This is a genomic window from Rossellomorea pakistanensis (assembly GCF_016908495.1).
Classification (GTDB): Bacteria; Bacillota; Bacilli; order Bacillales; family Bacillaceae_B; genus Rossellomorea; species Rossellomorea pakistanensis.
The window spans coordinates 499,528-522,966 of the sequence record NZ_JAFBDZ010000004.1 but is presented as its reverse complement, the minus strand read 5'-3'; the positions used below and the strand labels follow the sequence as shown (position 1 = coordinate 522,966).

Sequence of the window (23,439 nt, the reverse complement as noted above, 5' to 3'; positions counted from 1 at the left end):
CGGCAAAAAGTGAAGAAGGAATTGCCCCAAAATGAGAAACTAAGAAAAATCGAGCTTACCGAAGCTGGTGTTAGGAATTAGGGGGTCAAACCGAATAATTTGCGGTTACGGACAAATTAATCATCATTCCCGACAAATAATCTAATTTCGAAATGAAGTCAGTTGTTGTGAGGTAGAAATGGACACAATAATATGGGTATTTTTACCTTTAGCACAATCATTACTCCCGAAAAACCACTCAGCCAACATGTTAGACATGATTTCATACATGTTAGTCATGAATGTGACGAATTTTTGAATTGTTTGATAAAATGAAAGCGTATTCAAGAGAGAACGGAGGGGATGATGGCATGGTTACTTTTCTTCTTTCCATTGTCATTTTAGTTATCGGGTATTTCACTTATGGAAAAGTGGTTGAAAAGATCTTTGGTGTTAAAGAGGAACGTTCAACACCAGCGTATTCAATGAGTGATGGTGTTGATTATGTGCCGATGAATACGAAAAAGAATTCAATGATTCAATTATTAAATATAGCAGGTGTAGGTCCTATTTTTGGACCGATCATGGGTGCGTTATACGGGCCAGTTGCCTTTTTATGGATTGTTCTAGGAGCGATATTTGCTGGAGCTGTTCACGATTACTTAACTGGGATGATTTCAATTAGAAATCGTGGCGCACATTTACCAGAGTTAGCCGGGAAGTTTTTAGGAAAGTTTATGAAGCATGTCGTAAATGCGTTTTCGATTCTTTTATTGGTGTTAGTAGGAACTGTTTTCGTTACGGCTCCAGCAGCCTTGATTGCTGATTTAACACCAGCATGGATAACACTTGGTGTCATTATTGCAGCTATTTTTATCTATTATATTGTGGCAACCTTGTTACCGATTGATAAAATTATCGGACGTCTTTATCCGTTTTTCGGATTATTGTTATTAATTAGTGCGATTGGTGTCGGTGGGGGATTAGTGATCACAGGAGCTGATATTCCTGAGATTAACTTGACCAATATGCATCCAGCAGGAACAGCTATTTTTCCACTATTATTCTTAACGATTTCTTGTGGTGCGTTATCAGGCTTCCATGCGACTCAATCACCGATTATTTCGAGAACGACTCAAAATGAAAAGCAAGGACGTAAAATCTTCTATGGAATGATGATTTTAGAAGCGATCATTGCGATGATTTGGGCAGCTGCGGGAATGAGCTTGTTTGATTCAGCGGAATTACAAAACATTTTGAACACGGCTGGACCAGCAGCTGTTGTAAGTGAAGTTTCAATCTTAATGCTAGGCTCGTTTGGCGGGACCTTGGCGATTCTTGGAGTTATTGTTCTCCCAATTACATCTGGTGATACTGCATTTAGAAGTGCACGTATGATTATTGCGGATTATATCAAAGTAGGTCAAAAGAAAATATCTGCTCGTCTATGGATTGCGGTTCCATTATTTGTTATATCCATTGCCTTAACACAAATTGATTTTAACTTATTGTGGAGATACTTCTCTTGGGCAAATCAATCGACAGCTATGATTGCACTTTGGGTAGGGGCAATGTATCTAGGCTTACAAAAGAAGAATCACTGGATCTCTACCGTTCCAGCCATCTTTATGACAATGGTGACATTTACGTATATCCTTAGTGCACCAATTGGCTTTGGGCTTTCCATGCAAGCAGCATATATTGGAGCGACCGTTATTACGATTGTTTCCACATTGACATTCTTCTACTCATTAAGAAAACGTTTAGGGTTAGACCAAAATATTCAAGTAGATGATGATTTAGGTTACACTGCATAAATGTGAAAAGAGTTTTCCGGAACTTTCCGGGAAGCTCTTTTTTACTTTGGAGCAAACTAACTATAACTTCTCATTAGGAGGGAAAAGTCATGACTAAACATACGAAAAAAGATGGCGGTACAAAGCAAAAAGGTAAAAACAAGCCGAAGCATAAAACGTCTGGTTCTGCAAACGGACAAAACGGCTACCACTAAAAAACACGAAAAAAGCAATAAAAGGCTGTCCCCAGAAGGAGACAGCCTTTCGTATTATGACTTCAACAATCTTAACCCATTCAAAATAACTAATATCGTACTACCTTCATGCCCAATAACACCATATGGTAAATCTACTATTTGTAAGAAATTAGAGGCAATCAATAGCATAATCACTGCAATAGAAAATACTACATTCTGCTTGACGATTTTTTGCATTTTCTTTGACAATTGAACGGCTTCGGCAATCCGTGTTAGATCATTTTTCATTAGGACAATATCCGCGGTTTCTAATGCGACATCTGTTCCTTCCCCCATTGCGATTCCTACATCGGAGGTTGCTAGGGCAGGGGCGTCATTAATGCCATCGCCGACCATTGCGACGGTATCGTACTTTTCCATAAGCTTCTTCAGTTCAGCTACCTTTGTTTCTGGAAGGCATTCTGAAATATAGTCGGATACATTTGCTTCTTTTGCAATCGCATGAGCGGTTTTTTCGCTATCCCCAGTAAGCATAATCGTGTAGATCCCTGCTTGGTTTAAACGTTTTAATGCCTTTTTTGTTTCTGTACGGACTTTGTCTTTAAGGGCAAACAATGCGACAATTCCATTTTCATTTTCAACGCAGACAACTGTTTTTCCTTCTGATGAGAGCTGCACGAGGGCACCATTTTCAAAATGATTGGCCGCTTCTTTTCCGACAAATTCAGGCTTTCCGATTTTCCATTCCTGACCTTGCATTTGTGCTTTTACACCCCAGCCGGCAACATCTTCTAGGCGTGAAGGCTCCTCTAATTTTATTCCATAAGCAGTTTTTGCATATTTCACAATCGCTTGTGCTAATGGATGATTCGATTGATTTTCAATGGAAGCAACAACTTTAATTAGTTCCTCGACAGACTGCCCATCTTTCAATACAACATCTGTCACCTCAGGTTTTCCTTGTGTTAACGTTCCAGTTTTATCAAAGGCAATCGCTTTTAATTGACTAAGGTTTTCTAAGTGCATACCGCCTTTGAACAGAATACCGTGGCGTGCACCATTCGAAATCGCAGATAGCGTAGCAGGCATGATTGAAGCCACTAACGCACAAGGAGAGGCTACAACAAGAAGGACCATAGCTCGGTAAAAGGTTTCCGTCCAGCTCCAGCCAAACAAAAAGTGAGGGAGAAACATCATAATGGCAACGGAAATTAATACAGCTTTAACATATCTTCCTTCAAATTTCTCTATAAACTGCTGAGAAGGTGATTTTTCACTTTGCGCCGTTTGAACGAGATTAATGATCTTTTGGAAAAGGGTTTCAGAGCTTGGTTTGGTAATTTTCACCGTGATGGCACCGTTCATATTTACCGTTCCAGCATAAATATCATCACCCGGTGATTTCGTCACTGGAATCGATTCGCCAGATATGGCGGCTTCATCAATCGTGGTTTCTCCTTTTACGATTTCCCCATCAGATGGGACACGTTCACCAGGTTTAATTAAAATGAAATCATTCAGAGCAAGCTTAGAAACATGAACACGTTCTTCTTCTCCATTTGAAACCCGAAGAGCTTCTTCAGGCTGCAACTCCATGAGAGAGGAAATCTCTTTTTGACTTTTATTTAAAGTGTAGGTTTCTAGAGCTCCACTAACGGCAAAAATAAATATTAAAATCGCACCCTCTGTCCAATAGCCGATAATCGCGGATCCAACTGCAGCAAAGATCATCAGCATTTCAACATTAAGTTCTTTATTTTCAATCGTCTCTTCTATACCTTCTTTCGCCTTGGCATAACCACCAATCATAAAAGCTAATAGGTACGAAATGATGGATAAGGTACCATCATTTTCTGATAATAACCACCCTAGTAAAATCAGAACACCACTTATTAATGCTGCGATTAATTCAGTATGGGGCTTTATTTTTTCAAGAAAAGAGGGTGGGGCGGATTGCTTTTGATGAAGACTAATTGATTTGGCTTCAGAACTCATAGTAGATCTCCTCCGTTCGTAAATCCTTATTTATTTTTATTCTGTTGATGTTATCTTTGCGTCTATATTCTTTGATGCATTCTCAGAGGGCAGTTCATTTCTCATTGAGAGAGATAATCAACATCATTTCCCCTATTAAACGACGAAAGCTGTCATCTTTGTTGAGATGACAGCATTTCTGGAAAAACGAGTCCCTTTATAAAAAGGTCCTTTGTTGACGTATCATTATTTAATTATCAATATCTTACCATACAGTTTATGTACTGGAAAGATATTTGTTCTAATTTAAGAATGTTTATAGTTTTGTTCTACTGTGGTTGTGATTTGATCTGACTTTTGCCCGAAGAAAACGACGGTTAGAAAAATGATTAATAGAATAAGACTGATGATAAAGAAGAAGCTAACTCCTTCAAGGTATTCGATAAACAGCCCTCCTAAGTATGGACCAACCAAACTTCCTATACTAAAAGCCATTCCACAGAGCAAGTTTCCCGTTGGTAAATAATTCTTTGGCATTAAATCGGTCATGTAACTAATTCCAAGCGAAAAGGTAGAGCCTACGACCATCCCTGCTAAAAATAAACAAATCGTTAAGGCAATAATGGAATGTTCGAGAAAGCTTGCCGCTGAAAAACTAAAAAAGCCTAGAAGCAGAATAATCATCAAGATGTTTCGTCTGCCGTAACGATCACTTAGAATCCCAAGTGGCAGTTGAAAAACGATTGCCCCAATCGCGAAAGAGGTTAGTAGTAAGGACACACTTGCTACATCCAGCCCAATTCTAAGACCGTAAACAGGGAAACTCCCATTTAAGGATGACTCGAGAAACCCATAACCTAATGGAGGTAGGAAGGCAACCCAAGCATACTTACAAGCTTTTGAAAATCGTTTCATCGTCTCTTTAAAAGAATTAACCTCTATCGTTTGCTCTGGGAAATCATTTTTTAAAATAAACAAAAATCCCCAAGCAATCAGACATAGGATAGAAGAGATGATAAAAGGCAGAGCCTCATTAATTTTGACCAAAGGAGCCATTAAAGGTCCAACAGCAAAACCAATCCCAAAGAATAATCCGTAAATGGCAATATTCCTTCCCCTTTTTTCAATGGGGGAAAACGATGTAATCCATGTTTGTGTTCCAAAATGAAGGGCATGATCCCCAATACCAATTATTAATCTTAACAGAAACCAAAACCAAAAGGATTTCCATAGGGGGAAGAGTGCTAGTGATGCAACAACAAGCAGCCCTCCGGTAATAATGATGGGTTTATAACCATACTTTCTTAAAGGAGCTTCCATAAAAGGAGAGACTAGCAAAATGCCAATATATAATCCGGTGGCATTAAGTCCGTTTAGAGAAGAAGAAATCCCGTCATTTTCGAAAATAATCGCGATTAATGGAAGCAACATTCCTTGTGAAAACCCTGAGATCGCCACAATACTAATTAAGATCCAAAATCGTAATTTAATTCTATCCATTGCCCATTTCTCCTACATGTAATTTTTTCCCTCCTTGAATAGTATCGTCAATATGCCCCATTGGCAAGAAGGAAGTAGTTACAGTAAAATTTTGTATGAAAATAAAACTGAAAGGAGCAAAAAAAATGGAATTTAAGATGAATGAAGGCGGCTTTCAAGCAAAGCTTCCTTATGGAGATTTGGATGTTTCGGGGGATGAAACCTATGGGTATAGACCCTATCAACTAATGGTTTCTTCAATAGCTGTCTGTAGTGGAGGTGTATTACGAAAAGTCTTGGAAAAGATGAGGCTCTCCTTCGATGATATACATATTGAAGCGAAAGTAGAACGAAATGAGGAAAAAGCAAGCCGAATAGAAAAAATTCACCTTCACTTTAAAATTAAAGGAACCAATCTAAAGCCAGTGAAAATAAAAAAGGCGTTGGCACTAACCCAAAAAAATTGCTCAATGGTCCAGTCTGTGATTGGGAGTATAGAAGTTGAAGAAACATTTGAATTGATTTAAATGTGCAGGCAAAAAGGCCAAGGGGGGAGAAAATGAAGTCCTCAATAGATTGAATGAGGCCCTGAAAAAGCAGATAAGCAAAAATGAAGCCCCCAATAGAGTCGAATGAGACCCTGGAAAAGCGGAAAAGCGAAAATGGAGCCTTCAATAGAGTCGAATGAGACCCTGGAAAAGCGGAAAAGCGAAAATGGAGCCCCCAATAGAGTAGAATGGGGCCCTGAAAAAGCGGAACAGCGAAAATGGAGCCCTCAATAGAGTCGAATGAGGCCATGAAAAAGCGGAAAAGCAAAAATGACGACTTCAATAGAGTGAATAACTCCCTGCTTTATGCTGGGTATAAAAAATTAAAAGGTACCAGGTACAAAAAAGGTTAAAAATTAGAAGCTTAGTTCTTTTGGTTCATCACCGGGTTTTTCAAAGTAAAGTATGGTTTCGGGAGTGATTTTCAATAGTAAATATTCTGGGTCATCTACACTCGCGATCCATGGTTTCAATGAGTCATACCAGAATCTTTCTCTTAATTCTTGTGATTCTTCAACTTCAGCTTTTCCTTCAATCTCGACGTAATGCTGATGTGAACTATCACGTTCATAGCCTAGCAAGATATGAACAAGAGGATTTTCTGCAATATCTTCTGTCTTATGGGCATGCTTATTAGTAGCAGTGTATAAGATTAAATCCTCGTTGGAAAATAACATAAACCGTGAATAGGGTTTGTTGTTTCTGACTGTCGCTAATGTACCAATTTTATGGTGAGAAAACAAATCTAGAACATGGTCTTTTAATGTTTCTGGCATAATGAAGCCTCCTTAAGTGAGTTTTAATCATAATGTGTCTAATTCTTCGTTTTTTAATCCTTTAAAAAGAAAAGAGGAAAACTATGGGTAAAGTTTTTGCCATTATCGCCTTGGTCGGGGTTCCATTATCCGTCATTGGTAACTTACTTCATTGGCCGACTGTCATGATGTTTGTAGTCTATTGCGTCACCATCGTTGCTCTCGCAAGCTTTATGGGGAGAGCGACAGAAAGTTTGGCTGTTGTGGCTGGACCGAGAATTGGGGGACTTTTAAACGCTACCTTTGGAAATGCCGTGGAATTAATCATTTCCATTTTTGCACTAAAAGAGGGTCTGATCGAGGTTGTTTTGGCCTCGTTAACAGGATCAGTTTTAGGAAACCTATTACTAGTGGCTGGTCTCTCGTTCTTTGTAGGGGGATTGAAATTCAAACGTCAAAAATTTAATGTCTTTGATGCCAGGCACAACTCGGGTTTATTGATGTTTGCTATCATTGTAGCTTTTGTTATTCCTGAAGTATTTGCACAGGATATGAATGAAACGAAAACGATGTCGCTAAGTATCGGTGTATCGATTATTTTAATTGCTCTCTACCTATTTGCATTGTTTTTCAAATTGGTTACTCACCGTGGAGTGTACCAGCATGATGAAGAAGGTCAAGATCATTCACATGAAGAACCGGAATGGGGAAAAGGGAAAGCGCTCCTTATCTTAGCTATTTCAACGGCAGCGGTAGCGTATGTGGCTGAAAGTCTCGTTCATACTTTTGAAGTCGTAGGTGAGACCTTCGGCTGGAGTGAATTATTTATCGGGGTTATCATTGTAGCCATTGTCGGGAACGCAGCAGAGCATGCTTCTGCCATCATTATGGCATACAAAAACAAGATGGATATTGCGGTGGAAATTGCCGTCGGATCTACCTTGCAAATCGCCATGTTTGTAGCCCCAGTCCTTGTATTAATTTCACTATTTTATGAAACGACAATGCCGCTTGTATTCACATTACCGGAGCTTGTTGCAATGGTATCGGCGGTCCTTGTCACCATCGTCATTTCCAATGACGGTGAGACCAACTGGTTTGAAGGTTTAACATTATTAGCCGCCTATTTAATTATGGGAATAGGGTTTTATCTCTTATAAGGAATGTATAAAAAGCTGGTTAGTTCCTACGCTAAGGAAAACTAACCAGCTTTTCTAATGAAAAAGTTTCGATGAAGAACTAGTTTGAAAGTAAATAAAAAAACGATTTGTACTCATGGAAATAGTATTTTTCAAAAAAGACTGTTTTCTACAAGATTGCTGTTTTTTTTAGAACAGAATTTTTTTTGTGAAAAGGTTGGTTAGAGCGGAAACCAACTAACTCTTTTTCAAATAACAACAATGTTGATGAAAGCAGCCTAAAAAAATAGTATCTAGTTCCTTTTCATCAAAGAAAATGCCGATTTCATATGAAACTTTACATATGAAGATTGAACTTTATGTTAGTATAGTAAGGTCGAGTAAAGGATATAAATGAAAGGATCTTGATGAAGAATGACACGTAGTACACCTAAGACAAAACTTATGATTGAGTATTTATCGATTATCATCGGATCTGCCTTAGTTGGTCTATCATTTAATTTATTTCTGTTACCAGCTAAGCTAGCAGCAGGCGGTGTTTCCGGTATTAGTACGATTTTATATGAGTTGTATCAATTTAACCCTGCATACGTACAGTGGATGATTAATATTCCGCTATTTATTCTCGGGATTGTTCTTCTCGGGAAGGATTTTAGTCTAAAAACGTTAATCGGAACGTTCTTTGTTCCATTTACGATTTGGCTGACGGCTGATATTCCATTCAAAATAGATAATCCATTATTATCCGCCATCTATGGAGGAATTCTTTTAGGGGTCGGGCTTGGAACCGTTTATCGTGGAAAAGGGTCGACAGGTGGAACGGCAATGATTGGACAGATGCTGAAAAAATATACAGGCTTATCAAGCGGGTTTTCGCAATTAATCGTTGATGGATTAGTTGTCATAAGCTCTGCCATCGTCTTTAACCTAGAGCTTGCTTTATATGCGATGATGTCCATTTACGTTACGAGTAAAGTGATTGATTTCGTCCAGCTACAGACATCACCATCAAAACTTGTCATGATCATCACGGAAAAGGAAGAGATCATCCAATCGATCATTAAAGATGAAATTGATCGAGGACTTACAAAAATCCGTTCAATCGGTGGACATACGAACAAAGAAAAAGCGATGATTTTTTGTGTAGTAGAACAACCCGAAGCGATTTACTTAAAAAAAGTATTGCAGGAGCAAGAACCAGATTCCTTTGTTGTTTTTCTTAATGCCTCTGAAATCCTGGGAAGAGGATTTTCATTATCAAAATTTTATGATTCAGCGAAGGAGTAAAATAAAAAAACGCGACCTGATCAGACATCAGGTCGCGTTTTTTTAAGGGAATGTAGGAATGAAAAAGCTTTATTGATTAACCTAAGTATATAACGCATTCTTAATTTTGTAAATATTCAAATAATAATTTTTAAAATAAATTTTATCTTTTCTCGGATAACCTGACTGGAGAGGGAAAAAATAAAAACAAAAATAAAACATTTATTTCGAAAGGAGTCATAGCATGAAAGCTCTTCGCATCGTGATCATGATGTTATTATTATCCCTATTCGTCACTTCTTCTATTTCAGCAGCTAATGAGGTAAAAGAGGACAAATCAGCAAGAGATAAAGCAAAAGTTCCATCATCTGTACTGAATATTGCAAAGGAAAATACGTATCCGAATCCGACTGAGGACCTTCCATATCTCCAGCCAAGCGAACTAGCACAGGAACTCATTGATACATCCAATGTCAAAATCGAAAACCCGAACTTAATTAGAATGTTAAATGAATCATCCATGAACAAATCTCCTTTTGCGCTTGGGATGAGAGCCACGATCTCTCTTGGCGAATGGCCGCTGAATTATGAATCAACTGAAACAGCGCCAAACTGGGAATATCAAAAAATAAACACAAACTACTACGACAACCGTGGAGGTAAATCTAATTATCAAATCCACTATGTCCAAGAAACACAAAAGGTCATAAAAGGCGGACTAACAGCTAAAGTTCCACATTCTGATGATGTCCAAAAAATGATGATGCTAAAAGCAATGGAAAATACAGATCTTCCGCTATCCTTCCAAACCATTATTGGAGCAGGAACGAAAAAAGACCATAAATATAACATTACACCAAAGCGAATGGGTTATCTCTATGCATACGCACCAGCAATCAATGAAAAAGGGAAAGTCACTTATGGCGAAGTTTTCCTCGTAATGAAAGGCACCAAGCGCTCCATCGTCGTCAAGAACGTCACGTCACAAGGCATCGGCGCATGGATTCCAGTTCAAGACCATGTATCATTTGGATTCGTGGCCAGTGATCATCCGAGATAAGAATAAAAACCGACCGAAATCAAGAATTAGTATCTTGATTTCAGTCGGTTTTTTATTTGGGGAGGGTTTAATAAAAATGGAATACAGATTGGAGGAATATCAATTTCAGTTCTCTAACTGTGAAAGCTTGAGAGAACCGAAATGAAGGTACGAAAGAGGGTTTTAATACCGTGAAACAGTGAGTTTGCCGAAATGACGGCATCCAAAGAGGATTTTAAAACCTCGAAACACGTCCCCAAAGAGGACTTTTCTTATCATTATTTTCCCTTTCACGGTTTTTCATGTCACCAAAAAACTCTATTCTTATCATCATTTTGCGAGAGCCAATACGAAAGCATCCAAAGAGACTTTTAATACCGTAAAACTGTACGAAATAATCAACTCTTAATACATATTTTCAACTAACGATGAGTTTAACGATTTCCGATAAACTTCAACAAAATCCGGGTTGCCAAGCATCTGGCATGGACAGCATTTATACTTTAATACGCTTAAATAGACCCCTATTTTCAACTAAGAGAATAGTCATGTTTTCTATATAAAGAGATCAAATTCAGCACCTAATTTTTGAGTAGAAAGACCATGGTGATAAGAGTAGAACGAGCCTATATCGGATAAATACATAACTCCTACTAAGTCACTAGAAAAACAAAAAAATAATTGAGAATAGTTATCAACTACTATTGACAACGATAATCATTATCAATTACTATGACGTTGGAAGCTAAATCCATTCAAACACGAAAGGAAGATATGATGATGACAATTCAAAATTTAATTTCAAATAAAGAATTACTTAATCAACAAGAAAGACGAGAATCCAATGCAAGATCGTATCCTAGAAGAATTCCACTTGCGATTAGTGAAGCTGAGGGCCTGTATGTAACAGACATGGAAGGAAATAAGTATTTGGATTGCTTAGCTGGGGCAGGAACATTAGCTTTGGGACATAATCATCCAGCAGTTATTGAGGCAATGGAGCAGGTTATCCGTGATAAACGCCCACTACATACATTAGATCTAACGACACCTGTCAAAGAGGAATTTGTAAATGAATTATTTTCTACTCTTCCAGAAGGCTTTCGTGATCGAGCAAAAATTCAATTTTGTGGCCCTACTGGCGGGGATGCCATTGAAGCAGCACTAAAATTAGTGAAAACAGCGACAGGAAGACAAAGTATTCTCACTTTTCAAGGAGGTTATCATGGTGCAACCCATGGAACAATGGCGATTAGTGGAAATCTTGGCCCTAAAAAGAATGTGCAAGGACTGATACCTGATACGCATTTCTTACCTTATCCCTACTCGTATCGTTGCCCATTTGGGAAAGGTGGAGAAGAAAGTCATCGCATCAGCAGTCAGTATATTGAAAATCTGCTTGATGATCCTGAAAGCGGGATTTTACCACCAGCTGCTATGATCTTTGAAACGGTCCAAGGGGAAGGTGGATCCATCCCAGCTCCAATCGAATGGATTCAGGAAATGAGAAGAATAACAAAAGAAAGAGGAATCCCATTAATCATCGATGAGGTTCAGACGGGTATTGGACGAACTGGAAAATTATTTTCCTTTGAACACGCTGGAATTGTACCAGATGTCTTTGTTCTTTCAAAAGCAATTGGAGGAAGCCTTCCGTTATCGGTTGTGATTTATGATCGAGACTTAGATGCTTGGGAGCCGGGAGCTCACATCGGTACGTTCAGAGGAAATCAAATGGCTATGGCGGCGGGAACAGCAACGTTAAAATTCATTAAAGAAAATGATTTGGTTGCTCATGCAGACGAAATGGGACAAAGACTCCTTCGGGCATTAAAAGATATTCAACGAGAGTTTCCTGAAATCGGTGATGTGAGAGGCAGAGGTCTAATGGTGGGGGTAGAAATCGTTGATTCAACTCTACCTCAATCCTCAATTGGCAGTCTTCCTGCCAATTCCGAATTAGCAAGTCAGATTCAACGTGAATGCTTTAAACGAGGGTTGATCCTTGAGGTTGGAGGAAGACATGGTGCAGTTGTCCGTTTCCTTCCACCATTGATCATTACAAAAGAGCAAGTGGATGAAGTGATCGCTATTTTCAAAGAAGCAGTATTTGCTTCTATTGTGAGGTAAAAGTATGACCATAAAATTAATGAAAAAAGAAACGGGTACAAGTACATTTGATTCCTTCTTTCTCCATCAAGGGTTAGAAGGGATCAACGCTTTTAACGAAATAGTAGGTCAAGTGAGAAATAAACTACAAGAAGTGTATGCCGATACTGAGCAGCCGTTTATCGGGAAGACTCCAAGCATGATTGAAGAGGAAATTAGGCAGATCATGTCGTTTCCAACAGAAGAACAATCCTTCCTTGATGTTCTAGATGAAATAGAAGTACCTATTTTGAAGAACAGTCTTCATATTTCCCATGAAAAGAGTATGGCGCACTTACATTGTCCACCTCTTCTTCCTGGAGTTGCAGCAGAATTGATGATCGCGACGCTAAATCAATCGATGGATTCATGGGATCAGAGTACCGCTGCAACCTATGTAGAAGCTGAAATGGTGAAGTGGTTAACAGAAAAAATAGGACTCCCGTCAACATCAGACGGGGTATTTACAAGCGGAGGAACGCAATCAAATTATATGGGACTTCTGTTAGCACGTGATGCCTTTTGTCAAAATTATTGGAACCATAATGTTCAGCAAGGTGGTTTACCCAGAGAGTTTCATTTATTAAGGATTATTTGCTCAGAAGAAGCCCATTTTACTGTGAAAAAAGCAGCTTCTCAATTGGGGTTAGGAGAACAATCTGTGGTGACAGTAAGGACCGATGAGAATCACAGAATGAGTGTCAAAGATGTGAAAGAAAAGCTAATCCAGTTTGAGAAAGATAAACTGTTACCGTTTGCTCTTGTAGGAACATGCGGAACCACTGACTTTGGAAGTATTGACCCTATGGAGGAACTGGCGGCCATCTCACAAGAACATGGTCTTTGGTTTCATGTAGATGCTGCGTATGGAGGTGGATTGATTCTTAGTCATTCTCATTCAGACAAACTGAAAGGGTTGGAAAAAGCGGACTCGATTACGGTCGATTTCCACAAATTTTTTTATCAACCTATCAGTTGTGGAGCCTTTTTAGTAAAGAGTCAAGACGATTTTCGTTACATTTCTTATCATGCTGACTACTTGAATCCTATGAAGGATGATCAAGAAGGCATTGTGAACCTAGTGAACAAATCTGTTCAAACAACTAGAAGGTTTGATGCTTTAAAGTTGTATCTCTCTTTAAAAACCATTGGAACCAATCAGTTTGGAAGAATGATTGACGATACGTTAAAGGTTGCTCGGTACGCAGCTAGCTATATGGAAAAATTCAATCACATTTTAATACAGAATCCAGAGCCGGAAATCAATACAGTTATCTTTCGCTACCAACCTAAAGCATTAGAAGGAAAGGATATTAATGAATTAAACAGAACGATCCAACAGAGGCTGCTTTATTCCGGAAAAGGGGTCGTCGCGAAAACAACCATTAAGGGCCATACCTTCTTGAAATTGACACTCTTAAATCCAAGAACAAAGCCTGAGGATATACATTCACTTTTAATAGAGATTGAAAACATTGGCGCTGAACTAATAAATGGAGGTTTATACATTGAAGAATGCAAAGGAACTTGCTGAGAAGGCAACGATACAAAGCTTTCTGAATTGCTATTTACGGGAAACAGGAAATTATTCTGAAGGATCCCATTTTGAGAATCATCCTTCAATATCCAGTCCATTCGAGAAAGTTATCATTTCGAATTTGGTTTTACAACAAATTGAACTGATCATTCCCGTTACATACTGGTCTCTTACTGAACGACACTTATTCGGTTTTCCTATCTATTACCGAACTAGAGAAAATGAAGAGATAAAACCGATAGACTATGTCACCCTCACTTCGTTTATTGTGAAAGAGTTCTTACTGGATAAAAACTTTACTGGAGCTGAAGAGGAATTACTGTTAAGAGTGAAATTAAGCTGTGAAAGTATAGAAAACTATATTGAAAATAGAGTACAGGACATGGAAGCACTGACAGGTGAAGAATTTAATTATATAGAGGCTGAGCAGTCCCTTCTATTGGGACATTTGCTTCATCCTACTCCAAAGAGTAAACAGGGTTTGACAGATCAAGAAGATCAATTGTATTCGCCAGAGCTGAAGGGTGAATTTCAGCTTCACTATTTTAGTGCTGAGAAATCGTTGGTCTTACAGGATTCTAGCAGAACCTCTTCAGCGGCTGCCATCATCTTTGAAGAGTTAGAAAATGATTCTACTGTTGATCAGACATGGTTACAAAAGTTAAGAAACGATGATGAACGGATTCTGCTGCCCGTACATCCTCTTCAAGTAAAAACATTAGTAGGGAAACCAGAAGTTCAAACCTTAATGACGGAAGGGAAAGTAGAATATCTTGGTCCCCTAGGAAAGCTGTTTACGGCAACATCATCATTTAGGACGGTATATAGTAAAGAATCTCAATATATGTATAAATTCTCCGTTCCTGTTAAAATTACAAACTCTCTTCGTGTCAACCAAGAAAAAGAGTTAGCTAGAGGAGTCGAGGTTTCTAGATTATTAGAAACAGAGGTCGGACAGGACCTTAATCAGGCGTTTCCTCATTTCAAAGTGATTCAAGATCCAGCCTACTTGAACCTGAAAATGAAAGAAGAAGTGTCGGGGTTTGAGGTTGTGATTAGAGAAAATCCATTTTATAAAAATAGTGATCAAACTAGCTTGGTTGCTGCTTTATGTCAAGATCATGCTTATGGGGGGAATGCTAGAATTCATTCCATCATTGAGGGAATCGCTAAGAGAGAAAATCGAAGAATGGATGAGGTGAGCTTGGATTGGTTTAAACGTTACTTATCGTTAACATTAGATCCGATGATCTGGTTGTTTAACAAATATGGAATTGCTCTTGAGGCCCATCAACAAAACTCGGTGATCCAGCTTCGGAACGGTTATCCTGAGACCTTTTATTATAGAGACAATCAAGGGTATTACTACAGTGAATCCAAAGTGGAAAAGCTGAAGGAGTTACTTCCTAATTTAAACCATAAAAGCGATACGATATGTGCTGATGAAGTAGCAGAAGAGCGTTTGCGCTATTACTTCTTCTTTAATCATCTTTTTGGATTGGTCAACGGATTTGGCGCAAATGGACTTATTGAAGAAGATAGGCTGATGAACGTATTGAAGGAAAGGTTAGAAGAACATGAACGACAAGTAGGTGACGATTCAAATCTATTAAGCAGTTTACTGTATCAACCTGTTCTTCCTTGTAAAGCGAATCTATTAACTCGTTTTTATGACATGGATGAATTAGTTGGACCAATGGAGGCTCAATCCGTTTATACGATGGTGAAAAATCCCCTTACTAAAGAGGTGGAAATTCATCATGTCATATGATTTCGAATTCTATGATAAAGAAATTGAAAAAACGATTGCTTTTAGAAAAGTGGTTTATGAACGGGATGTGGAGCACATACACAACTGGATGATGGAGGAGCATGTTCATCCATTTTGGAATTTAAATGTCCCCTTCGAACAGTTTAGCGACCACTTGAAAAAAGCCCTATCAGATCAACATCAAACCCTATATATAGGCTATCTTGACGACGTCATGATGAGCTATTGGGAATCCTATTGGGTAAAGGGAGACGTTGTAGAACAAACGTATCCATCTGCTCCCTTTGATCAAGGGATCCATTTGTTAATAGGTGAGAAGAAGTATCTTGGAAAAGGCTTTTCACTCCCGCTATTACGAGCCATGATTTATTTTCAGTTTCAAGAATTGCAGACAGGCAAAGTCATTGCTGAACCGGATATTCGCAATGACAAAATGATTCATGTTTTTAAGAAGTGCGGTTTTACACAGATTAAACCTATTAAATTACCAGATAAAACAGGACTGCTGATGTTTTGTGAGCGAAATGAATTTGAAAAGAGGTGGCCGAATGTTCAATTCCTTAAAGCAATCAAATGAACTGTATGACGTAATCGGAATCGGGATCGGTCCCTTTAACTTGGGATTAGCTGCCTTACTAGATTCGGTTCCTGAAGTTAACGCATTATTTCTAGAGAAGAAATCAGCTTTCAATTGGCATCCTGGGATGTTGATTGAAGGTACCACTCTACAAGTACCGTTTTTTGCTGATCTTGTCAGTATGGCAGATGTAAGAAGTGATTACAGTTTTCTACGATATTTAGAGGCACATCACCGTTTATACCATTTTTATTTTCTAGAAAAATTTCATATACCCCGAAAAGAGTATAACCATTATTGCCAATGGGTGAGTGAACAATTGGATCATTGCCGGTTTGGAATGGATGTTCAATCTGTCGTTCCCATACAGCTGGAAGATGGGGAGAGTGTGTATGAAGTGACCGTCTGGAATGAAACAACACAATCATCGGAACGGTTTCTAACGAGGAATATCGTTCTTGGAATTGGGTCTGTTCCTTCCGTCCCCAAGTCATTTCAGAAAGAACTTGGAAAAACCGTTTTTCACACCTCTGACTATTTATCCAATAAGGAGATATGTAAACAAGCCGATTCTGTTGCTGTTATCGGCTCTGGTCAAAGTGCTGCGGAAGTATTTCTAGATGTAGCCAAGGAACAGGAACAACATGGGTTTTCTCTGCAATGGTTTACACGATCAAAAGGATTTTTCCCAATGGAATATTCAAAGCTTGGCCTTGAATATTTTTCGCCTGATTATACTAAGTTCTTTTATCATCTTTCACAAGAAAAAAAGGATTACCTATTGCAAGACCAAGATTTACTATATAAAGGAATTAGTGCAGAAACAATTGCTGAAATTTACGACTATTTATATGAAAGATCAGTTGGAAGTGAATATCCTGATATCGCCTTACAGGCAATGACAGAAATTGTCGGACTAGAACTTAAAGGCTCTTCGATGGAACTCCATGGCTATCACCGTATCAAGGAAGAACATTTTGTGAGTAAGGCAGATATCGTCATTCTCGGAACAGGATACAAGCCAGCATTTCCTGCGTTTCTATCGGAAATGAAGGATGGGATTACCTGGGATGAAAAGGGCAGGTATAAGGTGACAGAAGATTATCGTTTAGAAACGAAGATAGCGGGCAATAGTGAAATCTTTGTACAAAATGGAGAGCTGCATACCCATGGTGTTGGGGCACCAGATCTTGGACTCGGAGCAAACCGTAACGCCATTATTATCAATTCGATTACGGGAAGAGAAGTGTATCCGGTTCATTCCAAGAATGTATTTCAGAATTTTGGAACGAAAATATCAACAAAATCGTCCATTCCGGTTCCTCTCTCCTAATAAAGAGAGAGATACGTGAGACTAGTTCATAAGACAAGACTGTTTTCTAAGAGATTGTTATTTTTTAAGAACATAAATTACTGTAAAAGGTTGGTCTTGGCTGCAGGTGCGAGACTCCTGTGGGAGTAGCGGGAAGGTGAGACCTAAGCAGGAGCAGGGCGACGGGGAGGCTCACCGCCCGCCCCGCGGAAAGCGAGCATCCTTTCGCTGCAACCAACCCTTTTCAACTAACAATAATGTTTACGAAAACAGCCTAAGACAAACAGAAAGAAGGGATTAGATGTTATTTAGTAGTGAAATTCAACGTGTTTTTAAGAGTGATCATTGGAAGAAAGTGAATAAAAAGTTGATAGGAAAAATGCTAGCTGAGTATATGTATGAGGATATGATCAATCCTAACATTCTCTCAGAAGAAGGGGAGAATATTGAATACGCATTACAGGTAGCTGAATCGAAACATTATCACTATATTGCTCAAAGACGTTTCTTTGATAGTTTTGATGTGAAATGGACAACGGTTTACATTGTTGAGAATGGGGAGAGGAAAGAAGCAGATAGTGCGATTGAATTATTAGTGGATTTACAAGAAGTCATCGGGATGTCATCAGAGACAGCGGGACACTTAATTAAAGAAATGAATAGTACATTAATTGCCGATGCTCATCTTTTAGAAAAAGAATCGAAATCATCAGATGAACTGATACATGAAGACTATGCACTTCTTGAAGGGTATATGACGGGTCATCCTTGGATTACGTATAACAAAGGAAGAATCGGGTTCGGCTATGATGATTATCTTGCCTATGCACCGGAGCAACAAAAAGAAGTGAAGCTCTATTGGGTTGCTGTCCATAAAGAGATTGCATCGTTTCAATCAGTTGAGGGCTTAAGCTATCGAAATTTAATCTCCAATGAGTTAAGTGAAACGGATCGAAGCCGATTTGAACAGAAAGTAAAAGAAAAGGGGGAGGATCCATCTCATTATTATTTCTTGCCTGTACATGAATGGCAATGGAAGAATACCCTGATTCAGAATTTCCCAGAGGATATCGCTAAGGGGCAAATCATCCCTTTAGGGGAAGGAGAAGATCGTTATCTTCCTCAACAATCGATTCGGACTTTCGTGAACCAGACAAATAAGAAGAAGTTCCATGTCAAGCTTCCAATGAGCATCTTGAACACTCTTGTTTATAGAGGCTTGCCTTCAGAAAGGACATTGATAGCACCAATGGTGACAGAATTCATCAAAGGAATCGGGGAAAGGGATCCATTCTTAAAAAATGAATGTCAAGTGATCCTTCCTGGTGAAAATGCGAGTATCAATGTGGATCATCGTTATTATACAAAATTAAAGCAAGCACCTTATCAATACTTGGAGATGCTTGGGACGATTTGGAGAGAAAGTATCTATACGTATCTTGAAGATGGAGAACAAGCTATTACTTTAGCTGCCTTATTGTATGAAGATCATGAAAATAAGCCTTATATCGCAAGCTTAATAGAGGAATCTGGGCTTGAAGCAGAAGAGTGGCTGCAACAGTTTTTTAAGGTCATAATGGATCCCCTTCTTCATTATCTCTATCAATATGGAACGGTGTTTTCACCACATGGCCAAAACACGATTGTCGTGTTAAAAGACGCAAAGCCTCATCGTCTTGCCATTAAAGATTTTGTGGATGATGTCAATATAACAGATCAAGATTTCCCGGAATTAAAAGGGTTATCAAAAGAGTTTAAAGCGGTACTTAGAACAGAGCCGCCAGAAGGTCTTACTCAATTTATTTTTACAGGTCTCTTTATCTGTCATCTACGTTATCTTAGTAACCTATTGGTGAACAACCAAATGATATCGGAAGAAACGTTCTGGGGCTTGCTTGCTGATTCCATTGTTAACTATCAGGAACGATTCCCACATCTGCAAGAACGGTATGAGCTCTTTGACTTCTTCAAACCTGAACTAACAAAATTATGTTTAAATCGGAATCGAATGGTAGACTATGGTTACTCTGATGACGATGATCGCCCCCATGCTTCTGAGTTCGGAAAGGTAACAAATGCCTTGTCCTTATTCCAAGAAAAAAGGACTGTCGGTTCGATTTAATCAAAAAATCTAATCCTCAATCTACCAAAAGAAAGAAGGATCATCATTGAGTACAATTGTTCAAAAATTCGGTGGAACTTCTTTAGGGTCTACCGAACGAATTAAGCTAATGGCGAAAAAGGTCATACTGGAAACAAAGAAGGGTCATGATGTAGTCGTCGTCGTTTCTGCAATGGGGAAAACCACGGACACATTGGTTCAATTAGCAAGGGAAATTTCAACCAAACCTAGGAAAAGGGAAATGGATATGCTTTTATCAACAGGAGAGCAGGTATCAATCTCTCTCCTTACCATGGCCCTTCAGCAGGAAGGAATAGAAGCCATCTCCTTCACAGGGAGACAGGCTGGAATTCAGACGGATTCAGTACTTGGAAATGCTCATATTGAAGCAATTGATACAAGTCGAATCAAGAATGAATTAGCGAAAGGGAAGGTGGTTGTGGTAGCCGGCTTCCAAGGAGTAACGAGTGACGGGGATATCTCCACATTAGGCAGAGGAGGCTCCGATACTACTGCTACAGCTCTTGCAGCTGCGTTGAAAGCAGAACGATGTGATATTTATACAGATGTTCAAGGAGTATATACCTCTGATCCGAGGTTTGTTCCACGAGCATCGAAAATTGCGTCCCTTTCTTATGAAGATATGCTAAGTTTAGCGACAATGGGAGCTGGTGTATTACATCCAAGAGCGATAAAGCATGCTAGAGTACATCAAGTTCCGATATTTATAAAATCTAGCTTCGAGAAAGGGAAGGGAACGCTCGTATATGGACAGTCTCAAGAAAACGGAGGAACACCAGTAATCGGTGTAACGTTTGAAGAGAATGTTCAAAGAGTAGATGTTTCTGGATTTGAAGACGGTAAATCCTTACGAACAGCATTATTGCAAAAGCTTGCTGCTCATCACATTCAAGCAGATATTTATAAGCAACCCTACGAATGCACTTTAACGTTATTGTTAAAAGAACAAGATGTTCAAGAAGTATTATCGATTTTAAATGAAATGAAAATAAAAAGATTATTTTCACATATAGAACAAAAAAGCGGTCTCTCAAAGGTGTCCGTAATCGGGCGGAATATTAAATCCCATCCGGACATTAAAGTGGAAATGTGTAAAATCTTATTGAAGAACAAAATCAGGGTAAAGATGGTAGGTAAATCATCTATAAGTGTAACAGCTGTCGTTCAGAAGAGCCAAGTACATAATGCTGCGGAGAAGTTGCATACTGGGTTCGGATTGGATTATGTTGTTATGGAGCAAGCTGTTTTATAAAAGCTAACCATCAATAATATAAAAATGATATCTTCCTGCAAAAAGAGGGAAGATATCATTTAATTTGGTGAACGCTTTTAAAATCGGATCCACCCATAGAATATCGACAAAGGTCTGCGGGAAAATGTCGATTTTAGTCGATTGGTCAATATATTTTGATTATGGACAAATTAATGGTCATTATGGACAAATAAATCACTATAACGGACAAATTATCGTCGAAAATGGAAAAATAATTAAGTCTATCCTTGCTTTTTTTAAATTTATATCATGGAACGGAGTTTGTTTTACTCATAAGAGTAATTAAATGACGCTTATTAAAGAACAAATAGTGGAATAATTTATTCTCAACTTATAAAAATTGTACTCAACTTTACCGATTTTATTCTCAACTTTGAGGTGTTTATCGATTTCTCGACAACCTTCAACAAAATCCGGGTGGTGCCAGGCACCCAGCCCCCCGGACCTATCTCGTCACAACCGCTCTCCGCTTAGAAAAATCAACATCCTGATAATACATTGATTTCACTAATACATTTGGCCCCAAGCACTCTGCTGCAGGACAATGGCAATTCAATTTCTTTGCAAGATCGGTCTCCATCCATTTCTCATATACGGATGGAAGTGAGTCCGTCACAATATTTCCAAGTGCAGGTGTGTCACCAAAGTCTGTTACGATGACATCTCCAGAAAAAATATTCACATTCAAACGAGATCTTCCATCTGGATCATTTCGAACAGAAACTTTCCGTGAAGAATACAAACGACTCAGAAGCTCTTGATCTTCCTGCTCAGTATTACATGGATAGAAAGGAAGCGTACCAAACAGCATCCACACTTTTTCATCACGAATATCCAGAAGCTTATGAATCGCTGCACGGGTTTCATCTAGACTCAATGTTTCCAATCCAGAAGCGAAATCGGATGGGTACATAGGATGAATCTCGTGTCTTCCACAATTCATTTCTTCGACAATTTGCTTATGAATATGTTCAATATGGGGAAGAGTCCGTTTGTTGAGCATGGTCTCAGCAGACACTAATACACCATGCTTACCAAGCTCGCGGCTATTTACAATCATTCGCTCAAATAGCCTTGCTCGCTGCTCTCGAGTCGGTTTTCGTTCCATCATCGCAAAGCCGCCATCTATAAAGTCATCAATGGTCCCCCAGTTATGTGAAATGTGTAGAACATCTAAATAGGGGGCAATCATTAAGTATCGATCTAAATCTAGTGTTAAGTTGGAATTAATCTGAGTTTTTACTCCACGTTCATGAGCGTATTTTAGTAACGGTAGAACATAATTTTCTACAGATTTTTTTGAAAGCATAGGCTCTCCTCCGGTAATACTAAGAGAGCGTAGATGTGGAATTTCATTAAGTCTTTCTAGGATGAGAGAGAGGTCAAGGGCATTCGGATCCTTAGGGGTCAGCGTGTATCCAACCGCACAATGCTCGCATCTCATATTACAGAGAGTGGTTGTCGTGAACTCTACATTTGAAAGAGTTAATTTTCCATGCTCCTTCACATCTAAATACGCCTCCCACGGATCGTTGTGTATGGAGAGTGGTTCAGCTTTCATTGAAATGGATTTCATTTTTAAAACTCCTCACGAATAATAGTACGTCCTTCATTATTGATAAGCTTTATACTCTTGTCAATCTCTTATTTATTCGTTACCATAAAAAAGACTGAAAGGAGCGAAATCATTTGGGTAAAGCAATCGAAGAACGAGACTCACAAGTATCATATTTGAAAACAAGACTGAATATGTTTTTAGAAGTCCTTGATTCTATAGATCCAGAAAACACTGAGCTTGAAGATATCGACCGTTTAATCGGTATGATTGATGATCTTGAAATGAAATGTGAGCAATTCAAAGAAAACAAATAAGAAGCTGGCTGCTCCTTTATGGACAGCCTTTTTCTAAAGATAAAATAAGATAAAAAATTCTAGAGTGTACAAGGGTAGAAAGATTTATCTTTGTCCAGCTCCATCGCCTAGCTCCTCGAGCCTTATGCTTATCGGAACTGTTCAAGGCGCTTCCGCTTTTCTGATAGATATGGTAAAGGGGAATAAGAAATGACTCTGACCATTGTACCGTTAACCTTAGAAAACAGGGATGAAGCCACACAGATCATTCTCGAAGGCTTAAAAGAAAGATTTGGCAAAATCGATCCCATCTACAACCCAGACCTCGACAATATCTATGACACCTATACCCAACCAGACCACTATTTCTACACAGGGATCCTCCATAAAAAAATTATCGCAACCGGCGCATTCTACTTAGAAAATAATCAATGGAGAATCGTACGCATGTCCGTATTAAAGAAATACAGAAACCAAGGAATCGGCAAGCAAATGCTCGAATATTTAGAGGAGAAAATAAAAGCAAAAAATGGCAAAGAAATCATCCTCGAAACCACTAAAACATGGTCAGATGCGATCCAGTTCTACGAACGTAATGGTTACAACAGGCTTCGCGAAATTCATCTAGATGTCCATTTCCTAAAAACGCTGTAAA

Annotated in this window: 18 protein-coding genes; 14 read left to right on the top strand and 4 right to left on the bottom strand. The window is 38.7% G+C overall.

Translation table 11 applies throughout. The annotated features are described in order from the left end of the window. Positions 1-350: 350 nt before the first annotated feature. On the top strand, positions 351-1,796 hold the full coding sequence (locus JOC86_RS20045; RefSeq protein WP_205174738.1) for a carbon starvation CstA family protein: 1,446 nt from the start codon (positions 351-353) through the stop codon (positions 1,794-1,796). A gap of 248 nt (positions 1,797-2,044) precedes the next feature. Here the strand turns inward: JOC86_RS20045 and JOC86_RS20040 are convergent, their stop codons facing one another. Beyond that, complete coding sequence (locus JOC86_RS20040) at positions 2,045-3,967, bottom strand: heavy metal translocating P-type ATPase (RefSeq protein WP_205174697.1); 1,923 nt, start codon at positions 3,965-3,967, stop codon at positions 2,045-2,047. A 285-nt stretch (positions 3,968-4,252) separates the two neighbouring features. Then, on the bottom strand, positions 4,253-5,446 hold the full coding sequence (locus JOC86_RS20035) for an MFS transporter (protein ID WP_205174696.1): 1,194 nt from the start codon (positions 5,444-5,446) through the stop codon (positions 4,253-4,255). 125 nt (positions 5,447-5,571) lie between these two features. Between JOC86_RS20035 and JOC86_RS20030 the strand changes: the two genes are divergently transcribed. Continuing rightward, positions 5,572-5,952, top strand: a complete 381-nt coding sequence (locus JOC86_RS20030) for an OsmC family protein (RefSeq protein WP_205174695.1) — start codon at positions 5,572-5,574, stop codon at positions 5,950-5,952. 377 nt (positions 5,953-6,329) lie between these two features. Here the strand turns inward: JOC86_RS20030 and JOC86_RS20025 are convergent, their stop codons facing one another. Further along, positions 6,330-6,749 carry a pyridoxamine 5'-phosphate oxidase family protein gene (locus JOC86_RS20025; RefSeq protein WP_205174694.1) on the bottom strand — a complete coding sequence of 140 codons (420 nt, stop codon included), beginning with the start codon at positions 6,747-6,749 and terminating at the stop codon, positions 6,330-6,332. Positions 6,750-6,832: 83 nt separating this feature from the next. Between JOC86_RS20025 and cax the strand changes: the two genes are divergently transcribed. From cax to JOC86_RS19975, 10 genes are all read left to right on the top strand, one after another. Continuing rightward, positions 6,833-7,888, top strand: a complete 1,056-nt coding sequence (gene cax / locus JOC86_RS20020) for a calcium/proton exchanger (RefSeq protein ID WP_205174693.1) — start codon at positions 6,833-6,835, stop codon at positions 7,886-7,888. A gap of 393 nt (positions 7,889-8,281) precedes the next feature. Continuing rightward, positions 8,282-9,154, top strand: a complete 873-nt coding sequence (locus JOC86_RS20015) for a YitT family protein (RefSeq protein WP_205174692.1) — start codon at positions 8,282-8,284, stop codon at positions 9,152-9,154. A 223-nt stretch (positions 9,155-9,377) separates the two neighbouring features. Beyond that, positions 9,378-10,193, top strand: coding sequence for a YfkD famly protein (locus JOC86_RS20010; protein ID WP_205174691.1), 816 nt, complete (start codon positions 9,378-9,380; stop codon positions 10,191-10,193). Between the two features lie 711 nt (positions 10,194-10,904). Further along, on the top strand, positions 10,905-12,302 hold the full coding sequence (locus JOC86_RS20005; protein WP_205174690.1) for an aspartate aminotransferase family protein: 1,398 nt from the start codon (positions 10,905-10,907) through the stop codon (positions 12,300-12,302). A gap of 4 nt (positions 12,303-12,306) precedes the next feature. After that, positions 12,307-13,854, top strand: coding sequence for a pyridoxal phosphate-dependent decarboxylase family protein (locus JOC86_RS20000; RefSeq protein WP_239587719.1), 1,548 nt, complete (start codon positions 12,307-12,309; stop codon positions 13,852-13,854). Further along, entirely contained in the window at positions 13,829-15,628 is a 1,800-nt protein-coding gene (locus tag JOC86_RS19995; protein ID WP_205174689.1) for an IucA/IucC family protein, read from the top strand. The genes JOC86_RS20000 and JOC86_RS19995 overlap by 26 nt, the downstream gene beginning before the upstream one ends. After that, the gene (locus tag JOC86_RS19990) at positions 15,618-16,205 is read left to right on the top strand and encodes a GNAT family N-acetyltransferase (protein ID WP_205174688.1); all 588 of its coding nucleotides are present in this window, start codon (positions 15,618-15,620) and stop codon (positions 16,203-16,205) included. Before JOC86_RS19995 ends, JOC86_RS19990 begins: the two co-directional genes overlap by 11 nt. Beyond that, positions 16,177-17,538 carry a lysine N(6)-hydroxylase/L-ornithine N(5)-oxygenase family protein gene (locus JOC86_RS19985; RefSeq protein ID WP_205174687.1) on the top strand — a complete coding sequence of 454 codons (1,362 nt, stop codon included), beginning with the start codon at positions 16,177-16,179 and terminating at the stop codon, positions 17,536-17,538. Before JOC86_RS19990 ends, JOC86_RS19985 begins: the two co-directional genes overlap by 29 nt. 280 nt (positions 17,539-17,818) lie before the next feature. Then, positions 17,819-19,639: an IucA/IucC family protein gene (locus tag JOC86_RS19980; RefSeq protein WP_205174686.1), complete on the top strand. Its 1,821-nt coding sequence runs from the start codon at positions 17,819-17,821 to the stop codon at positions 19,637-19,639. A gap of 46 nt (positions 19,640-19,685) precedes the next feature. Beyond that, positions 19,686-20,912: an aspartate kinase gene (locus tag JOC86_RS19975; RefSeq protein ID WP_205174685.1), complete on the top strand. Its 1,227-nt coding sequence runs from the start codon at positions 19,686-19,688 to the stop codon at positions 20,910-20,912. Positions 20,913-21,378: 466 nt separating this feature from the next. Here JOC86_RS19975 and yfkAB read toward each other — a convergent pair whose 3' ends face one another. Beyond that, positions 21,379-22,509 (bottom strand): radical SAM/CxCxxxxC motif protein YfkAB, encoded by a 1,131-nt coding sequence (yfkAB, locus tag JOC86_RS19970; RefSeq protein WP_205174684.1) that lies wholly within the window; start codon positions 22,507-22,509, stop codon positions 21,379-21,381. Positions 22,510-22,622: 113 nt separating this feature from the next. Here yfkAB and JOC86_RS19965 point away from each other — a divergent pair, with 113 nt between their 5' ends. Together JOC86_RS19965 and JOC86_RS19960 are read left to right on the top strand one after the other, a co-directional pair. Beyond that, the gene (locus JOC86_RS19965) at positions 22,623-22,805 is read left to right on the top strand and encodes an SE1561 family protein (protein ID WP_205174683.1); all 183 of its coding nucleotides are present in this window, start codon (positions 22,623-22,625) and stop codon (positions 22,803-22,805) included. A 189-nt stretch (positions 22,806-22,994) separates the two neighbouring features. Beyond that, complete coding sequence (locus tag JOC86_RS19960) at positions 22,995-23,438, top strand: GNAT family N-acetyltransferase (RefSeq protein ID WP_205174682.1); 444 nt, start codon at positions 22,995-22,997, stop codon at positions 23,436-23,438. Position 23,439 lies beyond the last annotated feature (1 nt).

What these genes read in the sequence shown, in the direction of transcription:
- JOC86_RS20045 (WP_205174738.1), top strand. Translation starts at nt 351, where the DNA reads ATGGTTACTTTTCTTCTTTCCATTGTCATTTTAGTTATCGGGTATTTC.
- JOC86_RS20040 (WP_205174697.1), bottom strand. Translation starts at nt 3,967, where the DNA reads ATGAGTTCTGAAGCCAAATCAATTAGTCTTCATCAAAAGCAATCCGCC.
- JOC86_RS20035 (WP_205174696.1), bottom strand. Translation starts at nt 5,446, where the DNA reads ATGGATAGAATTAAATTACGATTTTGGATCTTAATTAGTATTGTGGCG.
- JOC86_RS20030 (WP_205174695.1), top strand. Translation starts at nt 5,572, where the DNA reads ATGGAATTTAAGATGAATGAAGGCGGCTTTCAAGCAAAGCTTCCTTAT.
- JOC86_RS20025 (WP_205174694.1), bottom strand. Translation starts at nt 6,749, where the DNA reads ATGCCAGAAACATTAAAAGACCATGTTCTAGATTTGTTTTCTCACCAT.
- cax (WP_205174693.1), top strand. Translation starts at nt 6,833, where the DNA reads ATGGGTAAAGTTTTTGCCATTATCGCCTTGGTCGGGGTTCCATTATCC.
- JOC86_RS20015 (WP_205174692.1), top strand. Translation starts at nt 8,282, where the DNA reads ATGACACGTAGTACACCTAAGACAAAACTTATGATTGAGTATTTATCG.
- JOC86_RS20010 (WP_205174691.1), top strand. Translation starts at nt 9,378, where the DNA reads ATGAAAGCTCTTCGCATCGTGATCATGATGTTATTATTATCCCTATTC.
- JOC86_RS20005 (WP_205174690.1), top strand. Translation starts at nt 10,905, where the DNA reads ATGACGTTGGAAGCTAAATCCATTCAAACACGAAAGGAAGATATGATG.
- JOC86_RS20000 (WP_239587719.1), top strand. Translation starts at nt 12,307, where the DNA reads ATGACCATAAAATTAATGAAAAAAGAAACGGGTACAAGTACATTTGAT.
- JOC86_RS19990 (WP_205174688.1), top strand. Translation starts at nt 15,618, where the DNA reads ATGTCATATGATTTCGAATTCTATGATAAAGAAATTGAAAAAACGATT.
- JOC86_RS19985 (WP_205174687.1), top strand. Translation starts at nt 16,177, where the DNA reads ATGTTCAATTCCTTAAAGCAATCAAATGAACTGTATGACGTAATCGGA.
- JOC86_RS19980 (WP_205174686.1), top strand. Translation starts at nt 17,819, where the DNA reads ATGTTATTTAGTAGTGAAATTCAACGTGTTTTTAAGAGTGATCATTGG.
- yfkAB (WP_205174684.1), bottom strand. Translation starts at nt 22,509, where the DNA reads ATGAAATCCATTTCAATGAAAGCTGAACCACTCTCCATACACAACGAT.
- JOC86_RS19960 (WP_205174682.1), top strand. Translation starts at nt 22,995, where the DNA reads ATGACTCTGACCATTGTACCGTTAACCTTAGAAAACAGGGATGAAGCC.